At 66.4% G+C, this 22,819-nt stretch carries 19 protein-coding genes; all 19 read right to left on the bottom strand.

Annotated features, from left to right (window positions below):
- Positions 1 to 17: 17 nt before the first annotated feature.
- Complete coding sequence (locus IB257_RS25280) at positions 18 to 9,860, bottom strand: LPD5 domain-containing protein (protein WP_192492998.1); 9,843 nt, start codon at positions 9,858 to 9,860, stop codon at positions 18 to 20.
- Positions 9,847 to 11,613, bottom strand: a complete 1,767-nt coding sequence (locus IB257_RS25275) for a hypothetical protein (RefSeq protein ID WP_192492997.1) — start codon at positions 11,611 to 11,613, stop codon at positions 9,847 to 9,849. The genes IB257_RS25280 and IB257_RS25275 overlap by 14 nt, the downstream gene beginning before the upstream one ends.
- A 1-nt stretch (position 11,614) precedes the next feature.
- On the bottom strand, positions 11,615 to 12,802 hold the full coding sequence (locus IB257_RS25270) for a tail fiber domain-containing protein (RefSeq protein ID WP_192492996.1): 1,188 nt from the start codon (positions 12,800 to 12,802) through the stop codon (positions 11,615 to 11,617).
- A gap of 10 nt (positions 12,803 to 12,812) precedes the next feature.
- Positions 12,813 to 13,286 (bottom strand): hypothetical protein, encoded by a 474-nt coding sequence (locus tag IB257_RS25265; protein WP_192492995.1) that lies wholly within the window; start codon positions 13,284 to 13,286, stop codon positions 12,813 to 12,815.
- On the bottom strand, positions 13,283 to 13,615 hold the full coding sequence (locus IB257_RS25260; protein WP_192492994.1) for a hypothetical protein: 333 nt from the start codon (positions 13,613 to 13,615) through the stop codon (positions 13,283 to 13,285). Before IB257_RS25260 ends, IB257_RS25265 begins: the two co-directional genes overlap by 4 nt.
- A gap of 21 nt (positions 13,616 to 13,636) precedes the next feature.
- Positions 13,637 to 14,284 carry a hypothetical protein gene (locus tag IB257_RS25255; protein WP_192492993.1) on the bottom strand — a complete coding sequence of 216 codons (648 nt, stop codon included), beginning with the start codon at positions 14,282 to 14,284 and terminating at the stop codon, positions 13,637 to 13,639.
- Between the two features lie 286 nt (positions 14,285 to 14,570).
- Entirely contained in the window at positions 14,571 to 15,692 is a 1,122-nt protein-coding gene (locus IB257_RS25250) for a hypothetical protein (RefSeq protein ID WP_192492992.1), read from the bottom strand.
- 50 nt (positions 15,693 to 15,742) lie between these two features.
- Entirely contained in the window at positions 15,743 to 17,398 is a 1,656-nt protein-coding gene (locus tag IB257_RS25245) for a hypothetical protein (protein ID WP_192492991.1), read from the bottom strand.
- Between the two features lie 2 nt (positions 17,399 to 17,400).
- Positions 17,401 to 17,712 carry a phage holin family protein gene (locus tag IB257_RS25240; RefSeq protein ID WP_192492990.1) on the bottom strand — a complete coding sequence of 104 codons (312 nt, stop codon included), beginning with the start codon at positions 17,710 to 17,712 and terminating at the stop codon, positions 17,401 to 17,403.
- Between the two features lies 1 nt (position 17,713).
- Positions 17,714 to 18,061 (bottom strand): putative holin, encoded by a 348-nt coding sequence (locus IB257_RS25235; protein WP_192492989.1) that lies wholly within the window; start codon positions 18,059 to 18,061, stop codon positions 17,714 to 17,716.
- 60 nt (positions 18,062 to 18,121) lie between these two features.
- Entirely contained in the window at positions 18,122 to 18,442 is a 321-nt protein-coding gene (locus IB257_RS25230) for a hypothetical protein (RefSeq protein ID WP_192492988.1), read from the bottom strand.
- Entirely contained in the window at positions 18,439 to 18,729 is a 291-nt protein-coding gene (locus IB257_RS25225; RefSeq protein WP_192492987.1) for a hypothetical protein, read from the bottom strand. Before IB257_RS25225 ends, IB257_RS25230 begins: the two co-directional genes overlap by 4 nt.
- Positions 18,726 to 19,505, bottom strand: coding sequence for a hypothetical protein (locus IB257_RS25220; protein ID WP_192492986.1), 780 nt, complete (start codon positions 19,503 to 19,505; stop codon positions 18,726 to 18,728). The genes IB257_RS25225 and IB257_RS25220 overlap by 4 nt, the downstream gene beginning before the upstream one ends.
- Before the next feature lies 1 nt (position 19,506).
- Positions 19,507 to 19,971: a hypothetical protein gene (locus IB257_RS25215; RefSeq protein ID WP_192492985.1), complete on the bottom strand. Its 465-nt coding sequence runs from the start codon at positions 19,969 to 19,971 to the stop codon at positions 19,507 to 19,509.
- Positions 19,972 to 19,983: 12 nt separating this feature from the next.
- Positions 19,984 to 20,640, bottom strand: a complete 657-nt coding sequence (locus IB257_RS25210) for a hypothetical protein (RefSeq protein WP_225589160.1) — start codon at positions 20,638 to 20,640, stop codon at positions 19,984 to 19,986.
- Positions 20,627 to 21,016 (bottom strand): hypothetical protein, encoded by a 390-nt coding sequence (locus IB257_RS25205; protein ID WP_192492983.1) that lies wholly within the window; start codon positions 21,014 to 21,016, stop codon positions 20,627 to 20,629. Before IB257_RS25205 ends, IB257_RS25210 begins: the two co-directional genes overlap by 14 nt.
- A 2-nt stretch (positions 21,017 to 21,018) precedes the next feature.
- Positions 21,019 to 21,660: a DUF6682 family protein gene (locus IB257_RS25200; RefSeq protein WP_192492982.1), complete on the bottom strand. Its 642-nt coding sequence runs from the start codon at positions 21,658 to 21,660 to the stop codon at positions 21,019 to 21,021.
- Positions 21,657 to 22,307 carry a hypothetical protein gene (locus tag IB257_RS25195; protein ID WP_192492981.1) on the bottom strand — a complete coding sequence of 217 codons (651 nt, stop codon included), beginning with the start codon at positions 22,305 to 22,307 and terminating at the stop codon, positions 21,657 to 21,659. The genes IB257_RS25200 and IB257_RS25195 overlap by 4 nt, the downstream gene beginning before the upstream one ends.
- Positions 22,308 to 22,736 carry a hypothetical protein gene (locus IB257_RS25190; protein ID WP_192492980.1) on the bottom strand — a complete coding sequence of 143 codons (429 nt, stop codon included), beginning with the start codon at positions 22,734 to 22,736 and terminating at the stop codon, positions 22,308 to 22,310. It abuts the gene before it with no gap.
- Positions 22,737 to 22,819: the final 83 nt, after the last annotated feature.

The raw sequence follows: 22,819 nt of genomic DNA, 5'->3' as shown, positions 1-22,819 counted from the left end.
CAGGTAGGTGGGGAGGATTAGCGGCGCGCGGCGCGGGCATGCTCGTCGGCCAGCATGGCCAGGCGCCCGCGCGCGCGGTAAAGCAGGTCCAGCTGCGCGCGCTTCTCCTCGGCCGGCAGGCTGGAACGCTCCAGGGCTTTGATCCTGGTGTTCACCTCACGCAGCTGGCCGTCGGCTGTCTTGAACAGAGAGCGCAGCCGCAGTTGATCATCCCCCGCCAGCGCACGCGCCCGCTCCAGGTCGCCCAGCTCACGCGCCTGGGAGTACGCCGCGTACACCTGGTTGATTTCGCGCTGCTCGTCGTAGAACCGCTGGATGTACTTGCTGCTGCGCGGATCTGCTTCCTTGACGAAGTCGCCCAGCACGAACCAGTTGTCCATGCGGCCTAGGTCGCGGCGCGGATTCTCCGGCAATCCCGACAGCGGTCTGGTCAGGTAGTCCGACGCGTTCAGCGCCTGCGTGCCCAGCCAGCCGAAGTAGCCCCGCACCAGGTGCTCCAGGCGCTGCGGTGACAGGCCCAAGGTGCGGCCCAGCGCCACAGCACCGGCAGACGTCGACGCCGTGAAGCGATCGCCGGCCGGCAGGCGCTGCTGCCCGACGCTGTCGATGTCACGCTCGCGGAACGAGTCATAGTTGAACGCGGCCTCCATGGCAGGTTTGACGATCTGCGGCACCGGGTTCATGGACAACTGCTCGCTCAGTATCGCGCCCACCGTGCGCCCGAAGTCACCCAGGCGGAAGTCGTCACCGCCGAACGCCAGCTCGGTGCCGCGTTCGACGACACTGCCCAGCGCCCCGATTTCGAAGGGCTTGGGAATGTAGACCAGCTGATTGGTGCCGGGCAGCTTCGTGATCCAGAACGAATTCCGCGCCCAGTCGGGCAGCTGCTTGTAGTCGTCGTCGTCCTTCATGCCCAGGTACAGCAGCGCCGACGCCATAGCCACAGCGCCCGACACCACCGCGAAGCGTGCGGGATCCGCGGCCGCGCCGCGCCCCAGCTTGTACATGCCCTGCAGCCTGGCGTTGAAGAACGGCACCACCTGGGAAAGCAGGCGCACCGCGGAAAACGTGCCGCCGGCCGTGAAGTCCATCAGGTCGCGCGCCGCGTAGCTCGCCTCCAGATGGCTGCGGCCGGCGTTGCGGGCCTGCTGATAGATGGCGGCGCGGTTGATCGTCTCCGCCCGGTCGCCCGTTTCCTGGTACCAGTCGAACGCCCTGCGCATGGCCCGGCTCATTCCGGCCGGCGACGTGATGACGTCGTCGGGATGCGCGCCCAGCTCGTCCACCAGCCGTTTCACGTTGCGGGCGTTGCCGTCGTTGAAGGATCCGAACCTGACGGCTCCGCCACCCGCCATCAGGCGGCGCCAGGTGTCGCTCTCCGACCCCGTCGCCTTCCACCCCTCGACCAGGTTGCGTAACGGGTTGGTGGACAGGTTGCTGTCGATGGACATGGCCTGGATGGTGTCGCGCAACAAGTTGCGCACGCGGAAGGTCGGGCTGATCGTCACGCCCACCGTCAGCGCGTGCTTGAACTTGCGCGCGGCCTTGGTGAACGGGTCATTGGAGCCCACGTAGTGCAGCGATGTCAGGGCATTCATCACGAGGGGATCGTCGACCAGGTAGTGGCGCTCCTGCCCGTCGAACATCGCCCGGACGCTGCCGCGTTCCGCCTGGCGCACGCGCGAGGCGATGCCCAGCCGTTCGGCCTCCTGCAGAGCGCCCTGTGCGGCGAGGTTCTTCATGCTCGCCGAAAGGAGGTGCGACCAGTTGGAAATCGTGTTCGCCACCAGGTCGCCCAGCTTGTCGGTGCCACCCTTGAGGCGCTTGTAGGCATGCTGGCCAACCAGGCCGCCGATCTGGCCCGGCCCCATGGCCCCGGTCGCATCGTCCTCCATGACGCGGTAGAACGGGACATAGAACTCGCTTTCCCAGAGCGCGCGCGAACTGGGATCGACCAGTCCCGCCTGCTGCGCCACGTCCATGACAGAGCGCTGCAGCTCGTTGAACTGGCGCAGGGCCTCGCGGTAGACCGTGGACCGCTCGCGACCGTCGGCCATTCTGCCGTCGGCCAGGCGCATGCCGGCCGCGATATCTTCGGGCGTGAAGAGCCGTTCGCGCGAGGCGGCTTCTGCCTTGGCGCCCGGCCAGCGCGCCGCTTCCGCCCGCGCCGCGGCCTCGTCGGCAAAGCGTTCCGTGACACCATTCTCGAATCGAACTTGCCATTCCGCTGCCAGCCGCTGCGCGCGGTTGGCAGCTATCCAGGCCATGAAGTGATCGTGCTCGCCATTCAGGCCCGCCAGGATCTCGGCCAGGCCAGCGCCGCCAGCCGTGTCTAGCGCGCCGTCCTGCAGCCTGACCGCGCCATGACGAACGAGATACTCCGCGGCACCGTCGGCCCCTTTCGACAGGCGGGCCTGCATATAGGCGGTCGCGCTGATACCCTTGAGCGGCGCAAACTGATCGAAAATGCCCTGCACCAGCTTGGCCTGCCAGCGGTCGGACACCTTCGCCATGCGTTCCTTGACGGGCTCCTGTTCGGCCCAGGCTCCGATCTTGCCCAGGAACTTGTTGCGCTGGCGCCGCTCGATGTCCGACAGGGTTTCTCCCGGCCGGGCGATCTTGGCGCCGCGCTTGGGCTCGCGGGCGGCGGCCGGCCCGTTCGGTGGCGCCCCGGCCGTCGCGGCGCCGGCGGCGCGCGATTCCATCGGGCCAGAAGTAGAAAGCCCCGCACTTGGCGGGGCTTCATCGTTGGCGTCGCGCCCTAGTGGGCGCGCGGCTTCTTCAGCAGCTCGCCCGCCAGCTTCATCGACTCGCGCATGTCTTTCAGCAAGGATTCGGTCTCGGACGGCGTCAGGCGCGTCATGCTTGGCGAGATAACGGCCTTCTGATTCCGTGAGCGCGTCGAAGCCGCGGCCAGTGGCTTCGCGGAAGGATTGTTCGACATCGCCATATCGGGCTCGCAGTTCAGAAAGGGTTTCGGGGGACAGCCGCAATGTAGCGCTGTAGAGTTTGCCAGTCAACGCGAACGACCCGACAACCCGGCCCCCGTTTTGCTGGATGTGCGACGCGAGCGCCGCGATGGTGCCGCCCTGGGTGAGGGTGTCATCCACCAGGAAGTACGCCTTCCCGGGCTCCACCTTTCCATCGAACTCCGGCTGCTGAAAAATCCTGCCCAGCCCGTCCAGCGCCGTGCGCTTGGCCTTCACGGACTGATATATGCCGGCTTCCACCGGCAACCCCAGCCGCTCCCCCAGCGCCGTCGCCGCTACCGCCGGGATCTTGTTGTGGCCGGTGGCTTCAACGGCCAGCACGGGGACAATTGCCGGACGCTCACCGCGGATCGCCTCGCGCACCTGCGCCACAGCCTCATCCGAAAGAACATCCTGGATCAAGCGCACGGCCGCCGCCGTGTCGCCCGCCTTGGCGGCGGCGTGGTCCGCGTGTTTGCCCGCCGCTCCCAGCCGCTGCCCTATCACCACCGGCGGCAGCTCGACCGGTTCCTGGCCGCGGCGCGATTCAGCAGCGAGCGATGCCGCGGCCTCCTGCATGCCGGCGCTCACGCGCGCGGCGGGCGCACGCTGCAGGAACCGGCCGGCATCGATCACCATCTGCTTGATATCGGTGTTGTTGAGCTGGAGGTTCAGACCGAGTCGGCGCAGCGCGGCCCGGATTTTTCCATACAGGCGTTCCAGGAACAGCGGGCGCTTTCCCTGTTCCGCCATCCGCGCCAGCACTTCGCGCGCGCGGTTCTCGGCCGAGTAATCCGGATAGCGCGCAGTCACTGCCTCGAAGGTGGCGTAATGCTGATGTTCCGGGCCGGCGTCGCGCGGGATGTGCGCACCGTCCGGCGCGCGGGCCAGGCGGCGCACGTCGGCCAGCACGTCGCGGAATCGGTCACCCAGCACGGCCTCCACGCCAAAATGGCCCACTACCTCATGCGCCAGCACCTGCTGCAGGCGCTCCGACGTCGGCAGGTTCTCCGCCACCAGGTAGATGCGGCCACCGTCGCCGGCCGGATAGTAAGCGCCCTCGGCCAGCGGCGACGGCTTCGCCCCTTCGGGGATCTGGTCCACCGTTTCGACGACCGACACGCGCAGGCCCGCCGCGCCCGGCAGCTTGCCCATGAATTCCTCGGCCTGACGCCGCGCCGCGGCGACCTCCACGCCGGGCATGCGGCTTCCGCGACTCTCGAGGGCAATGCGGCCATCCGCTCCCGGCACCTGCTCGATGGTCTGGAAGAGTCGGTCGAACGCGGCGCGCACCGGTGCAATCTCGGCGGCGGTCGGGTATGGATAGGACTGCTCATCCCGGAACGCCTTTTCCGTGACGACGTTGGCCAGGTAGTCGTTGGCTGCGCCCTGGTCGGCCAGCTTGGCGATCACATAACTTTCAAACGCGCGCGCGGACATCTCCCGGCCCGTCGTCCAGTAGTCTTTTGTCCGGCGCGCATCCAGCTTGCTGGCGCGCTCGCGCATGCCGATCAGGCCGATCGTCTGTTTCAGGGCGCCGAAGGCCTCGGCCATGGCTGGCCGGATCCCGGCAGCTTCCCGCCCCGACTCGGATGCATAGGCGATCGGCGCACCGCCGCGCCGCGAAAAGTAGTTGTCCAGGCCATGCCACCATTCATGAGCGAGCGAGCCCGCGCCTCGCGTCTTGGTCAGGTTGATCACGACCTGGACGGGCTCATAGTGCGCCAGCGCGGCATTCTTGCCGCCGCTGCCGCGCGCACCGAAGGCCAGGCCCAGCTCGCCGTTGAGCGACAGCGCGCGCGGCGGCACGCCAATGACGCCGGCCAGATCCATCAGGGCGTCATAGGCTTCATTCAGGTCCGCCTGCCGGCGGCCGCCCTCGACGTAGTTGCCGAACTGCACACCACGAAAGCCGAAGGAGTCAGCAAACTGCTCGGCCGACACATCGCCGCCGTCTCGATGGTCGACGCCGACGCGCGGCGAATTCGTCTCGCGGCGGTGGGCGGGCACCTCTTTGATCCTCTCCAACTGCTGGACCAGCGCGTCCTTGTTCTCAGCCAGGTAAGCGCGGGCGGCCTTCACGTCGTCGAAGCGCTGCAGGTCAACATGCACGCGCCCCACCTTCTTGCCGATGTAGAAGCCCGGCATGCGCGGCCGCGAATAGATGTCAAATCGGACTTCGCGCCCCGGCGCGGCGGTCCCGTCTTGCTCCGCCCAGGCACGCTCGAACGCCTCGATCGCTGCCGCAGGCGTGGCGCCGTGCCCCATGATGTCGGGCCAGTTTCCAAAGCCCGACGCTGCCTTGCGTTCCACGGTCCAGATCGTGCGTGGGCTATCGAACTTCTCGCCGTTGAACACGCTATAGCTGCCGGAGCGTAGGGACACGCCGCGCAACGAACTGTCATGCCCCACAGCCTCATACAGCTGCGCACGGCCGTACACCTTGCGCAGCTCGGGCGATTTCTCCAGACCCGCGCGCACGTCGGCCGCCTTGAGCGTGCCGTCCACCATCGAATTGGAGAAGTCACGCAGGGTCTGGACCTGGTCAGCCCAGCCCTTCACCTTCCAGCTGCTGCGCGGCTTGGCCGGGATCTCGTCACGGCTGGCGTGCGCCACCGCCACCAGGAACGCATCCGCGCCGTCCTCGATGAGCTTGGCATAGTTGGGTTCCGGCCAAGTTTCGGACAGCGAGTGCTTGGCGACCGGCAGCGTTTCCGCCAGGCGCATGCGCTCGGCGTACTGCTCGGCGTAGTGCTTCCGTGCCCCGTGCAGAGTCTCGCCGAAATCTTCGATGCGCCCGGTGGATGACGCGGGCGGCTCGGCGGCCGTGGGCGCTGCGTCGCCCTCTGCAACTGCGGACGGCGCCAGTTCCATCTGGCCGCGCGCCGCGCCCTGGTCGGCGGATCGATCGCTGCCCGTCAGTACGAAATCATCGCGCGCCGCATCGGCGGCGGCGCGCTGGTCAGCCTCTCGGGCCTGAGTGGCGGCGCCCTGCTCCGCGACAGCCGCCGCCTGAGCTGCATCACGCAGCCCGTCGGCCGTCGGGTTCTCCAGTGTCAGCGCTTGCGGGCCGCCCGCGCGATCACTTCCTGCGCCTGGCCCATCGCCTCGCGCTCCCGGTTGGCCTGCACCGCGCGAAGGATTGCCAGTGTCCCGTCGGCCATACGCCGCTGCTTGGGACTTAATGTCGGCCTCGTAGAGTCCGGCGTCGCCGTCGGCTCGGATTGAGGCGCGCTCGATGATGGCTTCTTGGGTTGGGACATCCGTAATTCCTTGTTCGCTCAGGTAGACGGCCGCGTCGAACTGCGCGGCCAGCTCCAGCGCTGTCGTACCGGCGGGCATGGCGTCGATGACGCCAAAAAGGTCCTCGGCCAGCTTCTGCTTGTCTTTCGTATCGCTGAACCGCTCGGCTTGGCGCTCAGCATACGCGCGGCGGGCAGCCTCGTCCATCTGGTCCAGGCTGTATACCGCCTCGCCCTCCATAGCCTCGCGGACTCTATCCATCGCCGTGCTGGAAAGGTCGACCGTGTCGCCGTCCATGGGCAGGTACCCGGCTTGCTGCATCGCCTCGACCAGCATGTCGGCGTCCATCCCGCCCTTGCGGAACAGGCCGGGCGCGCGGCGGTTGGCCAGGTGCGCGCGATCGCCATATATATCGGCCGCCAGCTCCGGTCGGATGCCTCCAGCCTTGCGCACCATCTGCAGGAAATCACGGCGCGCGGCCTGGCCGAACTCGGCCGCGGACGGCTGCGGCTCGACACCGGGCTGTTGACCGGTTCGCGGGCGGGCGACGAATCCACCGTCCACCGGCACGGCGTCGGCATTGCCGTGCGCCGTCGCCGCGCGCTGCGCGGCCCCGCGCGTCAGGAACGGCCTGCCGCCCTTGGCGGTCACGTCCGGCTCGGACACCAGGGCGCCAAGCCCAGACTCGGCCGCCGGCAGCGTGGTATCGCCGTCAGCCAGCCAGCGCTTGAACGTGGGCACGTCCATCTGGGTAACCTTGCCCATGCCGCGCCACTCCGGCGTGTAGCTGTCGCGGTAGGCGCGCTCGGCTTCCTCTCGTGTGTCGTAGCCCAGCATCACCTTGGACTCATCAAAGCCACGGTGCGCGGGGTTCACCTGGTCGATGACGAACACCGGCCCGCCGAAATCTGGCGCCGTGCCTGGACGGACGAACACGTCGACCTGATCGCCATCGGCGCCTTCGGTGCGGCGGATGTAGCCATAGTGCCCCGCCATGCGGTTTGCCCACTGGGTTCCGTCCGGCGAGGTGCCGCGGCGCTCCGAGCCCTCCGGATTCTCGATCGACAGTTCCAGGCCGGCCACGCGCGTGCGCCCGACCTTGTAGTTGCCGGCTGCCTTTTGCGCGTCCGACGGCTCCGGCAGGTTGTTGCTCGGCGAGGTGGCTGCTTCGTGTGCGGCGGTGTCGGTTGCCGCGCCGGGATGGCGAGCGCCCGCGGCGGCGACGTCCGGCGTCATGCCCATGGCCGCCTGGCGCACCAGCTCGGCATCGCGCTGCCCGCTGGTGGCGGCCACTCCCTCGCCATCCACCTGATACACCGGGGCCGGCAGCGCTGCGCGCGCCGGCGCACCGGACAGTGCTGCACCCACGCCCTCGCCAAGCTGTGCGGCGGTGTACGGCTGCATGCCGTTCTCGTGCTGGATGATCGCAGAGGTGAGCCGCTGCAGCGTATCGCGGTCGCCCAGGTCCAGCCGCTGGCCCGGCTCGACGCCCACGGCGCGCGCCACGTCGCGCACGTATGCGCCCGTATCGTTCTCAGACGGCGGTGCCCAGCGGTTGATGATCCCCTGGACCGTATCGAGACCGTGCTGGCGCTGGTAGCTCAGCAGGTTGACGGCTAGGCCACGGATACCGTCCTCCGGCTTCCTGAAAGTGGCAAAGCGCTGATCGTTGCCGTCGATCTCGCCATCGAAACCGACGCCCTTCTGGATGTTGCCCGGGTTGTTGTTGCGAATCCCGCGCGGCGCGTTGGCCAGCATGCTCCAGCTTTCGCGGGCGGTGAAGCCGTCGCCCGCGGCGTAGCCTTCGGGCGCCGCCAGCGCCTCACGCAGCGGCGGGGCGTCCAGCACCGGGAACGCCTGCGGGCCATCGAGCGCGGCCGGCCCATCCATCGCCTCGCGCAGAGCGTTGCCGGGCAGCGGGTCGGCGGCCAGCTCCGACAGGCGCACAAAGCGCCCGCGACCATCCGCCGTTCGGATCCGCGCCAACGGCTCCCCGCCAGGCCGGGCGGTCGCGGCGTTCCGCTCCACCCCCAGGAACTCGACGGGCAGCTCGCGGCCGTTCTGGCGCAGGTACACCTGCTGGCCGCGCGTGAACGAATCCGGCGTATTGGGGAGAGCCGGTTCCGATCCAGCAGAAGGCGGCGTACCACCGACCCGCATCGTGAATTCTCGATCTAGCTGGGCCATGGGCACGGTCTTTTCCTCGCCGTCTTCCGTGCGCACCCTAGCCATCGGCTCCCCACCAGCCTGCGTAGACGGCTCAATGTCCACTGCGCCCAGGAATTCCACGGGAACTTCCTGCCCATACCCACGATCGCGCAACCAAATACTCTCACCCGGCGAGTAGGACGGAGTTATCGGTGGCGTCGTCGTTCCAGACTCCTCGACCTGCCGTCCAGGCCGAACGATGAAGCCATTTTCGTGGCGCATGACCTGCGCACCTTCACCCAGCTCCGCGGCGCGCTGGCGCGCGGCGCTGGCCGTGACAAACGGCTTGCCGCTGGCGTGCGTCACGTCGGTCGCCTCCAGGCTGGGCGCCGTCGGCATGCCTCGGCTGCGCACACCATCCGCCGCCCCATGTACAGCGCCCGGCCCCATGCCCGCGACAAAGCCCAGAGCAGCATTGCCGAAGGACCCCTCGAGCGGATCCAAGCCCATGCCGGCGCCGGCATTGATACCCGTCTGCGTGGCGACGCCCTCGCCCACTTCCTGGACGGCTTCCTCCGTACCGGCCAGACCTGCGCGCCCGAGAGTCTGCGCGACCACGCCGCGATCGCCCAGGACTCGGCCCGCCGGCGAGAGAATGCGGCCAGTCGCGGCACCGCCCAGCGCGGACACAGGCAGTGTCCGCCCGAACGCAGCTTCCTCTGCATCCGCCCGAACACGCGCGCGGGCCTGTTCCGGGGTCGCCCCCTTCGCGACAAGGTCGCGGTAGGCGGACGAAGCCGCGGCCAGCTGCTCATCATCCATTCCGTCGATGGTTTCGCGCGCCTGCTCAATCGCGTTGCCACCACCTTGAGCGCCACCCGCCGCTGCGCCGGCCGCCATCCGCGCACCGATACCCAACGGGCCGGCCGCGGCGGCCGCCGCGATGGGGACTGCGCTGCTCCCCAGGGCATTCAGCCCCTGCAGGGCCAGACCTGACGCGGAGGGGTCGCGGCCGAAGGTCCATGTGTCAGGTTTGTCCAGATCGCCAGCAGGCTGCGAATCCGCCTCGCGGCGCTTCGCTTCGTCCGTCCGAGAGTCCAGGACGCGCTCACCCAGGCGATGCGTGGTATCCGCGGCCCCTTCGAGCGGGTTGGTGGGCACATCCAGGCCCGCGTCAAAGGCTTGATTGAGCGCCGTGACGCCCACACGGCCCAGGCCTTCTGCCACCTTCCCGACGCCTCGCACGGCGCTGCCCGCTCCCTTGATGGCGCCACCGGCTAGGGTCTTGGGATAGTCGGAGAACTCGGTCGATCCTTCCACCTCTGCCGGCTGCAAATAGTCCACCACTCGAAACGAGAACGGCGCGGGCGCCGCCATCGCGGCCGCCGATGCCTTTCCTTCAGAGAAGCGTATGCGCTGAGCCTCGCGCACCGCCGCACGGCGTGCCCCAGCGTCCTCTGCAAACTGACTATCTGCTCCGGTGTTTTCAAAGGCTTCCATTCATACCCCCTGCATTCGCCCGCCCCATTGCGGCCCGCGTGATTTCCGAACCTTCCGTAGCGCGCGCCCAGCCATCTGCTGCTGCTCGTTCCGCTACCTTCGCCAACTCCACGTCTCGCTCGGCCTGCTCCAGCTGTGCCGCGTGTTCGGCCCGGGCTTGCGCTCCTGCTTTTAGGCCAGGGGGGCTGGTACGAAGCTGTCTTACAGCAGTCTCCGCTTGACGCAGCTGTGCGCGGGCAGCGTCTAGTTGCGCGCCAGCGGGGTTATCCCTTTCAGACGAGTTGGCGCCGGCAACATCGCGCGTCTGCGCCGGTTGTCGACGAGAGGCTGCGCCACCTGATGCACTCGGCGCAGTCGTGCGCGCAGCACGCTGAGGCTGCGAAGCCCGCACAGGTTCACCGCCCTCTAGCCGCGCGGCAACCATCTGCTGCACCTGGTTAGGAACAGCCGACAGCGGCACTTGTATTCGGGCTCCCTCGTGTCGAACGGTGAAGCCGATACCCCCATCCTCAAGCGAGACCGGCTCAAACTCAGCGGTTCCCGCCCGAACCCGTTGGGACAGCTCTGCGAGGTTCGCCGGCGTCAGTACCTCGCCCCCAGGCATACCCGCGTTCATACGATTGATGTTCTCGCCAATCGCGATGACGTCACCAACGCGCTTGCGCTCGTCTTCGCCCAACCCCTCCATGCTGTCCACCTTGAACAGCCTCATAACGTGATTGGCGAAATCCTTGTCGGAAGTGACCATCGTCGGCTTGCCCGCCTCGCTGCCCTTGGCGCCCACTCGCATACCCCCTTTGCCGTCGGGCGTATACAAGGTCTGATCCTTGTTCAGGATGCGTGGCTTGCTCGCCTCTTCGTCCTTGCGCAGCTGGCTGGCCAGCAGCGCATCACGGCGTTTTTCCTCCGCCTGATACAGGAGCTTCGCCTGCTGCGCCACCATGGCCTGCTGGGCCTTCGGATCGCTGATGCTCTGCACAAAGCTCTGCAGCATATGTTCGGTAATGGGCTGCTGCACCGGCTTTCCCGTGGCGGTGTCTACGCCGACGAAGTCGTACAACGGAGCGCCGCCGGCCTGCTCCGCTCGCCGATTGATCGACGTCACCTCGATGCCGCCCGGCATAAAGCGGTTCACGAAAGGCACAAAGGAGTTCGGGTCACCAGTCAGCTGGTAACGGCTCTGTGCCGTTGCGAACGCCTGTTCCCGGTGCTGTCCGATGAATCGCTCACGGCCTGCTAGCAACTCCATCGCACGGCCTGGCTCGCCCAGCTCCAGGGCCTTGCGATAGGCGCGCGTCAGCCCGTCGGCGACCTGACCGAAGTCGCCGCCGCCTAGGAAATCAGCGGCTTGTGTGCTTTTTTTTTCCAGCGCACCAGCCAGCGGCGAGCCTCCGGGACGGACGGCAGTACCAGCCCCCCATTGCGCGCCGGGCAGGACGTCAGCCAAGCCTGCCGCTGCCGCACCCGGTTCCGCGCCCGCCGTGGGCGCCACAGGGGCATTGAGTGGCACACGCTGCAGGCCGCCCATCTCAGGCAATGCTGCCCCGTCGACGACAGCCTCGGGAACCTGGATACGCTCGAGGCCGGCCTGCGCCGGTTGCTGAGTATCGTCACCGGCCAGCGCGCCCGCGATCTTCTTGTCCGCCTCTCGCGCTCGCCGTTCTTCCGCGGCGCGGTTGTACGCACTCCCTATCGCCATTCCATTCCGCAGCCCATCGGCCAGGCCACCCGCGAAACTTCCGATTCCGGCCATCTCAGATCCTCTCCAGTCCAACCAACCCCGCCGACAAGTCGCCGGCCAATGCCGACGGCAGCCCGCCAGCCTCTTTGCCCAGTGCCACAGGTTCCAGCCCAAAGTCCTCCGCGCCCGCGGCGCCTCGGCGTCGCTCCAGCCGTGCCACCTTCTTAGCCAGCGCGCGGATGGCGGCGTGGTGCTGGCCACTGACACTGACCATGTCCAGGCCGACGCCGCCTGGCGCCACCCGATCACCGAACTGCGCCTGCATGTCTTCGGCGTAGGGGCCGACATGGCGCCCGCCATCCGCCACCCCGTCCTGGTACTTCCAGCTCTCCACAGGCACCTTCGTCAGGCCAGCCAGGGCTTCGTCGTCGTCCACCGGCGCGCCGTCCTCCTTCAGCTCCTTGGAGGAGAAGGCCATCGCCCCAGCCATCAAGCCAGTGCCGATCAACGACCCAAGCCCCGCCTGGCTGGACGAATTGGCCTGCTGCTGCATCTGCATCTGGCTCAAGCCCAGATTGCCCATGGAATTGAAGGCGCCGCCGGCCGTGCCCAGCAGCCCCTGCCCGGTGCCCGCCGCATTCCCCTGCGCAGTCTGGCTCCCCATGATTCCGGTGGCCGCATTTCCGCCGGCCAGCGCAGCCTGGGATGCAGCGATCCCGGTACCCGTCTGGTTCCGCCCGAACCGCGCCGCGTTCTCGCGCAGGCTCATGCCCAGCAGCTTCGTGTTGTTGCGCTCCTCCGTCACCGCGCCGGCCGTCGCCAGCGCGCGCGCATTGGCCTGGTCTGTCATTGCGTCAGCGCCCAGGCTGCTGGTGGGCGAGACGCCCATGCGCGCCATTTCGCGCGACGTCTGGGCCTGGGCGTTGTCGAACTGGCGACCGACAGTGGCGGCGGCCAGGCCTTCGCGCCGCGCGACCTCCTCCGGCGAGTCGTAGTTCATCGCCTCGTCCGCCATCTTGTTTTCGATGGGTTGAAAGACGTCCTTGTATTGCTGCCATTGGTCATCCCCGCGGGCGGCGTTCTTCTGACTCTCGGCCGCCGCAGAGTTCAGGAGCTGCTTGTAGGTCGGCGCGAACTCCTCCGTCAGCTTCTGGTTCCAGTCGAAATTCCGCTCAGCCAGGTCTTGGGCACGCATGCCCAGCTGGGCGTTCGCCTCCTGCGCCCGGCCGACGGCCGGATCCTGCTTCACTTCCGTGGACATGCAGCCCATGTCAGTCCCCTCGCGTGGCCATCTCGGCCTCCAGGTTGGTCAAGTATTCGGGATAGGGCTCGGCAAGCTGGCGCAGCTCGACGCCCACCTGACGCGCCCAGGCCTGGCCGCCCACCAGCAGCGCGCTGTGCGTCACCAGGTCGACGTAGGAGGCGCGCAGCACGTAGGCGGTGCGCTTGGCGGGTACACCGCCGCCGCGCTCCAGCTCGGTCGCTATCTGCCAGTTCGTGATGGCGTTCGCCAGAACGGCGTTCAGATCCGCGAAATGGGCGCGGTAGAACGCGTTGCGCGGCAGCAGGATCAGCGCCTGAAACATGGCGCCGTGCACGTCGGCATCGCTGATCACCCGGTCCCGGTCGACCAGGTCGTCGTAGAAGTGCGCCACTTGGAACATGCCGCGTAAGAACTCGACGGCCGCCTCGTTGCCGCGCATCCAGCGCAGCGCAGTGTCCTGGGAAAAAAAAGGCGCGCTCATGGGCGCGCCTTCTTGGGGGTGGTCGGCTTTCTGGCTCGCCGCGGTCTGGCGGGCGCCGCCGGCGCCTGGCCGTCCTGTCGGGCGTACCCCGGCGCTACAAACGAGGTTTCACCCAGCGAGCCGACCGGTGCTGCGGCGGGGGCCACCTGGATGCCGTCCGGAAGTTGCCCAGCACCAGGATCAGCCGGCGGCTCCGACGTCTCCGCGCGCGCCGCGTCCACTGCCTGACCCGCAACCTGCATGACCACCATCACCAGCCCGATGGCCAGTTCCTGCGTCAGCCTGTTCCCCACGTTGGAGAAAATGGCGCTCTCGATTTCCTTTTGCATTTGGTCCGCTCCGAAGGCGTGTTAGAGAATGCCCGCAACGTCGATGATCGACACCTGCACGTTGGGCATGAACGAATAGAACGTGTTTTGCCGGACGGGAGCCCAGCCATAGAAGCGCACGCCGAACTCTGGAAAGCTGGCAAAAAAGCCATTTGGCGTAGGCGCCAGCTGTTCGGCCATGAGATACGATTCCCACCCGCCCCCGGCCGCCGGGAAAATGTTGTATCCCTGGCGAATGAAACTCTGGTTGTAGGCGTACTTCCCCGAGACCAGGCCGCCGTAGGTCCAGCCGTCCTGGTAGGCCAGGCGATAGGCGTTGTAATAGGCCGGAATTTCTACGCTGCCGATGACGTTCATAGGCCTTTGCGCAGCCGTGAAAATCTGCACCCCCGCCCCATCGAACGTGTCCAGAAAGCTCGGTTCAACCGGCCGGTCAAAGACGTAGTACTCGCACGGGTTTCGGAATGTCAGCTGCAGCTGCCCGCCCGACAGGCTCGCGAAGGTCAGGTATGAGGGGGCACCCAGGGGGCGGAAATAGACGACGGGCGCGATAGCCGGCAAGGTCACGGAGTTGCTGGCAATCCCGGCATGCCGCAAGAACATCTTGATGTTGTTGGTGTCGACGAGAACCTCGCCAAGCCCCGACATCGTCTGAAAGCCAACTTCCATCACCGCACCCCGTATAAGACCGTCACGGCGACCCTGTCGCCCGGTACGCCATCCAGGAAACTCCAGCTAATCGTGGTGCCGCTCAGCGTCACGGCCGGCGCGCTCAGCTGACCAGGGGAACCCTGGGGTATGGTGGAAATCCAGGGGATCCCCGTTGCCAGGCGCGCGTCGCTGTAGCTCCCGCTCGACTTCCCGGTGTTCAACTCCCCAAAATGGGCCGGAATCTTCGCCGTGTACGACACCAGGACCGCGCCGCCCGGGCCATAGGTTTCCACGCCCACTGGCATTACCAGATCCCCAGGCGCACGCGCAGCACGTTGTTGGCATCGAACACCAGCAGCAGGTTGTCGCGGATTTCCAGGCGTGCGCCAGACGCCGCCGTGCGCAATAGGCCGATCGTGGCCGAGATGGCGGACAGCGCGGTCACGTTCAGCTTGTCGGCCGTGACCGATCCGCCCGCGAGCCGCGCGACGTTCAGGTAGCCGGCCGTGATCTTCTCCGCGCTGAGATTGGCGATGTGCCCATCCTGAATCGCCGCGTACTGGATATTGGCCGACTTCACGTAGGCGTCGGTGATGATCGCCAGACGCGCCGACAAGGTCGCCACCGTGAGCCGGTCGGCGTTCAGGCTGTTCACCGCGATGCGGTCGCCGCTCATCTCGCCGAAGGTGATCTTTCCCGCGGACAGGCTTGCCACCTTTGCGTCCGTGATGACGGCGTTGCCCAGCTGCAGCGTCCCGATCGAGCCGTTCGCGACGTACAGGTTCCGGATGTAGATGCCCGGCGGCACGGGCACGCCATTGATGACGGTGGGTTCGTGAATCTCGTACAGCAGCGCCTTGGGGTCGCCGGCGGCCGATAGCACGTCGATCAGATAGCTGGGGTCGAGTGAGACGGCGCCCTGCCCGCCACCAACAGCGTTGAACGGCCCGACCTTGCCACCGCTGGAGATGTACCGGATCCAGTAGAAGTAGGTCACGCCGCCGGCGCCGCCCACCGGATCCGCGTAGACCCAGCCCGTGGTCTGGCCGACGTTCACCGCCTGCGCGACATTGTTGGTGGTGCCGCGGAAAATCTCGGCATAGCCGAAATAGGCGAAGTTCGGCTTGTCCCACTCCAGGATGACCGTGCCCAGGCCGGGCGTCACCTTCAAGCCGGTTGGCGCGGGCGGGATTCCATCGACCACAGGGGGCAGAGAGGGCTGGAACTGGCCGCCCGGGTTCTTCACCAGGATGGGCTTGCCGGTGGCCCCCATCATCGTGACGATGCCATTCTCGACCAGGTCGCCCCAGGTTACGGCACGATCGACCGGCTGGCCTCCCTTGCCAAAGCGTGTCTGCAGGATCTGGCGCACCTGCTCCATCGCGCGCGTCGCGGCTGGGTTGTCCTGGAAGCGTGCGCTATCCACCGCGGGCAGCTCCGCGTAGCGAAGGCCCGTTACAGAGGAAGTCGCCATCGTCAGACCGCCGTCACGTTGCCCAAGGTGGACGCCACCGTCACCTCGGTGACCGCTGCAGTCCCGCTGACGGAGTACTCGAATTGCCGGGCCCGGTAGTTCCCTGGCAGACGGAATGGGCGACCGTTCATCACCTGCGCCGAAACGCGCACCTCTCGCGGCCCCGTCGATGACTCGATAACCGCCATCAGTTCAAACTGGATCGGGTAGGCGTCGGCGATGACTTGGACCGCGCCGATGTTTTGCGGCCGTTCGAGGATGTAGCGCTTGCTGAGGTGGCGCATGGCCAGGCGCGCGCCGGCGCCCTCCCACTTGTGCACGGTGGTGCCACCCAGCACCAGGAAAAGCTCGTCGCGGCGTCCATCCGAAAAGCTGGCCGTGGCATACACGTCTGTCCGCGTCAGGCTCATCGCGCCGCTGGTGAGGTCGAAGATCAGCCCACCGCGCACGGTCCCGGTGTCGTACCAGCAGAAATACCGGTTGTCGTGGACCGCAGCATGCATCGACTCGGGCCGGTACGCCTGCCACTGCTCGCGTGTCAGGAGCGCCTCCGTGACCAACGAAAGGCCGCCGGTCGGGTCCACCATGGCCAGGCCGTCAGGCGACGCATAGACCACGCCGCCCTTGAACGGCTTGATGGTGCGCTTCGCCACACAGGGCTGGTGGCCTTCCAGGCGCACCGGCGTCATCGTGACCGGATCCGCCTGGGTGGCGAGATAGGTGTCGCCCTTGGTGCAGATGACCGTTGCTTGTCCCATGATCGCGCCGCCCACGATTTCATCGGCCACGGGCGAAAAGTAGGGCCAGCCGTAGGGCTTGAATACCTCCGACCGGCACACACGCTTATCGGAGAATCCGACCATGAACCCGGCGGGGTGCGTCATCAGGCCGAACAAGTCCGCCGGCGGCGGCACCAGGGAGCGCTCTGGCAGCGCTTCGCCCAGCATGGTGAAGTCGACCTTGTCGCTGAAGGTCACGGCACCGGCCGGGATTTCCTTCCAGAAGCGCAGCACCGCCGTCCCTGCCGCGTCCGTAGTGGACAGGTACAGCCGTTTGAGCTGGATGTTGTATTCGCCGGTAGGCGGGCCCTGCATGTTCAACACGTTGATCGTGTCGGCCGTGGCCGCGTCGAACGCGTCGGTCACCAAGTTCGGCGGTCCTTCTTCGCCCCATGCGGACACAAACGTATAGGCCAACCGGCAGGATTGCCGCTCAAGGTTTGCCGGCGGATTCGGCTGGGGCGTGACGGTTACGGCAGCCGGCGCGGTAGCGGCGGGGATTCCAAGGCGATACCAAGCGGACGGCATCTGCGCGCCAGTGGTCGCCATGGTCGAATCCGTCACCCGTGGCGGCTGGCCGGCCTCGGTAAAGTAGGTGCGCTCCTGCGTGTCATCCGGGATCGGCCCGCGCGCCACGTCGGTGTCCTGCCGCCAGTGGAACCAAAACCGGGAATCGTCATCCAGGCTGCGGCCGAATCTGTAGATGGACAGGATCGGCGCGGCCTTCGCCAACGCCGCCACCTGGGCCGGCGCCCGGCGCGGCACCAGCGAGCCGCGCACAACGTTGACATTCAGCATGTCCTGGCTGGCGCCAGGCGGCAGCAGGTGCGGTTCCACCCTCGGCAGCATGCCGGAGAACGCCTTGATCGCCTCCCTCATGTCTACCTCGCACGCGCCGCCGGTTTGCCGATCGCCGCGACATTGCCGCGGGCCCGGAACACCAGGATCGCCAGCAAGACCGCCAGGCCCAGCTGCCAGGCCGACACCGTACCGTGGCGCACGGCGACGTCCAGGGCCTGCCCACCCGTGAAGACGAACATCAGGTAGGCGACCACCGCCATGCCCGGCCGGTAGCGCGCGCCGCGCCGGCGATAGCAGGCCAAGCGCAAGGCCGTGGCGAAATTGGCGACCACAAAAAGAAGGGCCACCAAATGGTGGCCCGTGATGGCGCTGCTCAGGTCCGCTGGTTGCATGTCAGCCTCCCCGCTTCCAGAACGTCAAATCGCCGGCTTTGATCTTCTCGATCAAGGTCAGGGCCAGGGTCACGGCCACCGCGGCCGCGCCAAACCCAGTCACAACGGTTTCTCGGATGCCTGTCAGGCTCCCCAGCTCAGGCGCGGCGAAGTAGCCGATCAGCCAGGACACCAGGCCATACACCAGGCGCTTTGCGACGCCCAGCTCGTTGTTGTGCAGGATGAATACTGCGGCGCCAGCAAACGCCCCTATGAGCGCTCCGCCATCCACCCCTGGAAGCATCGCCCCAAAGAGCAGCCCCGACGCGGTGGACACTGCCGCGCCGATTCCGCTGGTAGGTTCAGCCATAATTTCTCCGGTATGGTGGGCTCGGGCCCTTAGTTCATTGTTCGTTGAGCGCAGCCACCGCTACGCCCTGAGGGATGCACCGAAGAGGAACAGGGACACCCGATCCTCCTGCGTCAGGCCCAACTCGTCGGCGACAGCCACCAGCATCGGGCTGTCGAACTCGAAATCTTGAAGCTCATCCCAGGCCCGCATGTAGTACGGGGGAGTCTCCGGAAGGCTCAGACGGGCCACCGCGGCGTCGAAGAGGGACACGCCGTCCGCGGGGTTTCCGTAGGGCGTCAGGCGCATTGCTTCTCGACCTTGGTAACGCGAAACAACCCGAGGAATCACCCGACCTGGACCGGTCTGAATCCCTGAAACCTGCTTCCAGTCGATGTTCATTGCGGCAGCTCCAGCAGCCCATCCGGGGGGTTGACGATATCTCCGGGAAAGCGCGCGGCCTCGCTGGCGTCTGCAGCGTGGGGCATAAGCAGAGACACCGTCAGGGCACCTCCTTCGCGCGTCACGTCGCCGACGATGAACTCGCAATTGATGGCCGCATGCGGCAACTTACTGCCGTCCGGCAGCGGCGAAAAGTCGAACACCTCACCGTTGATGGTGAGCGCGTCCCCTGACTTGGCCACAGTCAGTTCCCTATCCCAGCAAATTGGTGACAGCTTGATGATCATTTCCAGCGCCCCACAATTACGAAACGGATGATCCCAGAGCTTGCAGCTCCCGGTGAAGGATTTGGGGAGACCAAATACATACCCGACAGACCTGTAGTGGTCGGTATTCCAGCGTTGCCCAGGTATGCCGCCCGACTGCCAATATCATTGTCTGAAAAAGTGGCCGAAACAATGATTGGAGTAGTAATGAAAGCGGCAGGAATAATGATGCTTCCGCCTATCGCGTAATAAGAAAATGCCCCGTTAGAGGTGAACACCGCTCCCGTCATATCCAACTGGCGGTGGATGAAACAAAACATCGTCCCATCACCGTACTTGATCCAAGTGCCATTGGAATTGGAGCCAAGCTCGATGATCGCGCCGTTCGCGGCTAGTCCGCCCAGGGCGACAAAAACCTGAGTGGCGGTATCCGTGCGCTCGTTGATCGATGAGCGCACCCGCGCGTACGCAGTGCTATCCCATCGGTGCAGGCCCTGCCCATCCACCTGGATATCTCCAATGTTCGTGGTGGGAATCTCGCCGGGGCTGAACAGCTGCATCGCTTGGCGCAGAAGCCGACCTTCAGAAATCCAACCAGTGTTCGCAGCGTTGCGCCGCTTCAACCAACCGGTTCCTGTATCAGCCCAGCGCATGTAGGGGAAGACGCTGGCGCCAGGCACGCCCGCGGGATCCGTCGCCCCGGCGAAGTCGGTCGCAACACTGAGGAAGTTGTCATCGACCTCGTCCGAGGTGAGGAGCCGCGAGAAAAGCCGGCGAAGGCTCAGAATCTGAGGCATATCAGCTCCGCACGTGTCGCAGGGTCCAGTTGATCGTGAACACGTCTTCCGGATCCTTCGTTTTCGCCCCGAACACCGTCCGGTTCGTCATGAGTCCGCTGGCGGCCGCGTTGAAAAGCCCCGCCTCGCGCCACGGCCCAGTCGCGACACCAGCGGGGAACACCGCCGAATACGTCCGCTCCGCACCAGTCCCGGAAATCGTGACGGCACGGCGTGCGCCCGCAATCTCTGCACCCAGCGCCACATCGGTGCCGGCGGCGCCTGTGGCGGACGTACCAGCCGACATGTGCGAGATGGGATTCACCGCCTCGCCAGCGCACCGCGCGGCAATGTAGCCAAGCCCGCCGTCGACCCATATGTTGTCGACGATGAAGCGCTCCACCAGACCGGTCTTGCCGCGTTGGGCAATGATTTCGAGGCGACCGAGCGCACCAGCCCTGCTCGCCAGCTGAGCCTGTTCTTTCATAGGTCTAGATTCCTAAAAGGTGATGAGTTCGCCGACATACGTGTTTTCGACGTAGCCCGCGGCATAGTTCTGCTTGTGGAGCGACCCGTTATCGGCTGCGGCCGCGACATCCAGGAAATTGCTGGAGAGCAGCAGCGCGAACGCATCCAGCGCTGTGGCTGGGTCGCGCAGCGCCGTCTCTATCCCTGTGGTGACAAAGTCCGTGCTCGCACCCGTATCGACTTGCGGATAGCCGAAGACGACACCATCCAGAGCTGTAGCCAAAGATGACACGGGAATGGTGGCTGCTAGCGCCAATGGATCCAGCGCCATGGTCGAATCCATCCAGGCCGCCACCTGGCGCAATATGACGGCGTCCACCGCAGATGCTTGGTCCGAAGCTAGAATCGTGCGGACCAGCGAAAAGACCTCTTGCGCCGTCGCCATGTCTAGCAACACTGGGTTCTGGCCGCGCGCGTCCAGCGCTGCATGGACCTGCACTGCGATCCAACTGGGCAGCGCCTTGATGAAGGCCCCAAGCAGATACGGTTCGCCCACGTAAAGCGGCTCAACATAGTTGTCGGCGTAGGACTGGCGGTAGTCGACACCAGGCACCTCCACCCGGACTGACGGCTGCACAATTTCCTGTTCGACGTGCACGCCACCAGGTGAATTCTTAGAACTGGTCACGGACCTGGAATTTCAGGATGCCGAAGGCGGTCTGAATGCGGCCGTCAGGAAACCGCGTCTCGACTTCCGCCTCGAACTCGCCGGCTGTATCCAGGGCGGTCTGCGACCACTGCATCACCACGCGCCCGCCCCGACCAGGTACCGTGTAAGGCGGCATGAATTCAATTTCCTGCGTCTCGGGGTTCTGGTACCCCGCGATGGGAAATGCGCTCATCGTCGCCTTCACCTGCTCGCCGCCAACTTCGCGGAACAGGACGCGCACTGCGGTACCCGCGCCGGACACGTCAATCGGCAGGCCGGTCCGCTCGTCCGTAAGCGACAGGATGAGGTCGGGCGCGGTGTCGCCCTGCACCAGTCGAATCTTGGTCGCGGCCATAGCTATTTCTGTTCGTTGGGGCTCGTCATTGCCTTCGCAGTGACGTCGCCTGTCAAGGTGGCCTGGCACGCAGCCAGGTGCTGCGCGGCGCGCTGGTGGAACGCGGGCACTGTGTCGGCCTCCTTCAGGAAGGCCCGATACAGGACGTAGTCGACCAGGGCCGGCGCATACTCGCCCTCTTCCACCAATTCGACTGTGCCCTGGTCCTGCGTAACAGCCGCGGGACGTTTCGCATAGGACACCTCGACCACGACGCCGGCGCGCGCGGGCGGATAGACGTCGAACTGCCCGGGGCTGCGCTCGTCATAGAGGAAGTGGCGGACTTCCGCCGCCTTGGCCTGGCTGCGCCAGTTCGGCCGCACACGTGCCAGCGCGCCGGCGTCCGCCACGGTTATTGCGCGCTGGCGCGGCGCCGACACGTTGCGGGGAACGTCGAACAACAACCGGGCGCCGCCCGGCAACTGCTGACGGTAGCCCTCCGCGCATGCGAAATGCTCCGTCACCTCATAGATGTCCGGCCGCAGGCGGTACGCTTCGAGCCGGCCATCGCTCAGCCACATGGGCAGCTCAGCCGCTTCCCAATACACGGCGGCGTTGTCCTGCAGGATGGTGCGCGCCCGGTCCAGCACTTCGGATACCTTCATCGGAACTCGTCTCCACCCGTGCGCATTTGCCGCTTGACGAAGCCGCGCGCGCCATCGTCGGCCAGGACGTTGCAGGCCCGGTCAAAGTCGGCCAGGTATCCTCCGGCCCTGCCGGCGTCCGCATACCCCGCCTTGTGCTGATGCAGGCGCGCCAGTGCACCGTTCGCCAGGTGTTCGGCGTAGAAATTCAGCAGCACGTCGGCCAGCTCCCTGGCGGTGCGCGTGGGCGCATAGGCCACCTCCAGACGCAGCGCCCGCGGCGCCTTGACGGTCAGGGATGGCACCAGCTGGATGATCCCTGGGAGGCGACAGTAGAACCGGGAGATTTCGGCCGTGGTGCCGACTTGGCGCCAGGCCCATCCGTCCGGGAACACTTCCTCCAGCTCCGGGCGTGTTGCGGAGGTCAGCACGCCCTCAGGCAGCCAGGCGGCCATCACGCCCACGATCTGCGTGTCGGCCTCGGGCGCGTCCAGCTCATACTCGGTCGTGCCGGGCACCAGCGTCACCGGGTCGAGGAAGGCCCGAAGCAGACGCGTGCGGGTGCAGAACTCGATGGCAGCGTCGACGATCGCGTCATCTACAGCAGGCGCTGGCGCGCCCTCGACGAACGGCACGACGAACCGCTCGAAATCTGCCAGGGTCGCCATTTAGTTCGGCTCGCCAGCCGCGCGCGAGTTGGCCAGGCTGACAATCCGCTGGATCATCTCGTCCTTCTTGAGGCCGTTGTCCAGCTGGTGATTGAACTGGCCGAGGGAAAACGCCACCAGGTCTTCCTTCTTCATGCCCTGCAGATTCGGCATGTTGAACGGTGGGATCTGGGACTGCTCGGTCCCTTGCCCGGCGGCCGTGCCGGTTTGCGGGTCGGTCACCACCAGGCCGACGCGGCCCGGGTCTTCTTCTGCTTCGTCCCAGGCTTCGCGCCAAACGTCGGGGTAACGGATCAACTTGCTGGCGATCAGCGGCGGGACGAAGTGGATTTCGTTGGCCCGCCACTCCAGGCCGGTGCCGGCCACGGTGTCCACCTTCCGTTCCTTCTTCCCGATGTACATGATCGGGATGAGATTGCTTTGCTCCATGGGAACTCCCAAAAAAAACGGGGCCAGGCGGTTGCCCACCCAGCCCCTGAACGCCGCACTAGGCGGCGAGACAGCCCCGAAAG

Origin of the sequence: Achromobacter sp. ACM03, assembly GCF_014851665.1 — a bacterium.
In the GTDB taxonomy this organism is placed as follows: Bacteria; Pseudomonadota; Gammaproteobacteria; order Burkholderiales; family Burkholderiaceae_B; genus Achromobacter; species Achromobacter aegrifaciens.
The sequence above is the reverse complement of the archived record's forward strand: the minus strand, read 5'-3'. Positions and strand labels throughout refer to the sequence as shown.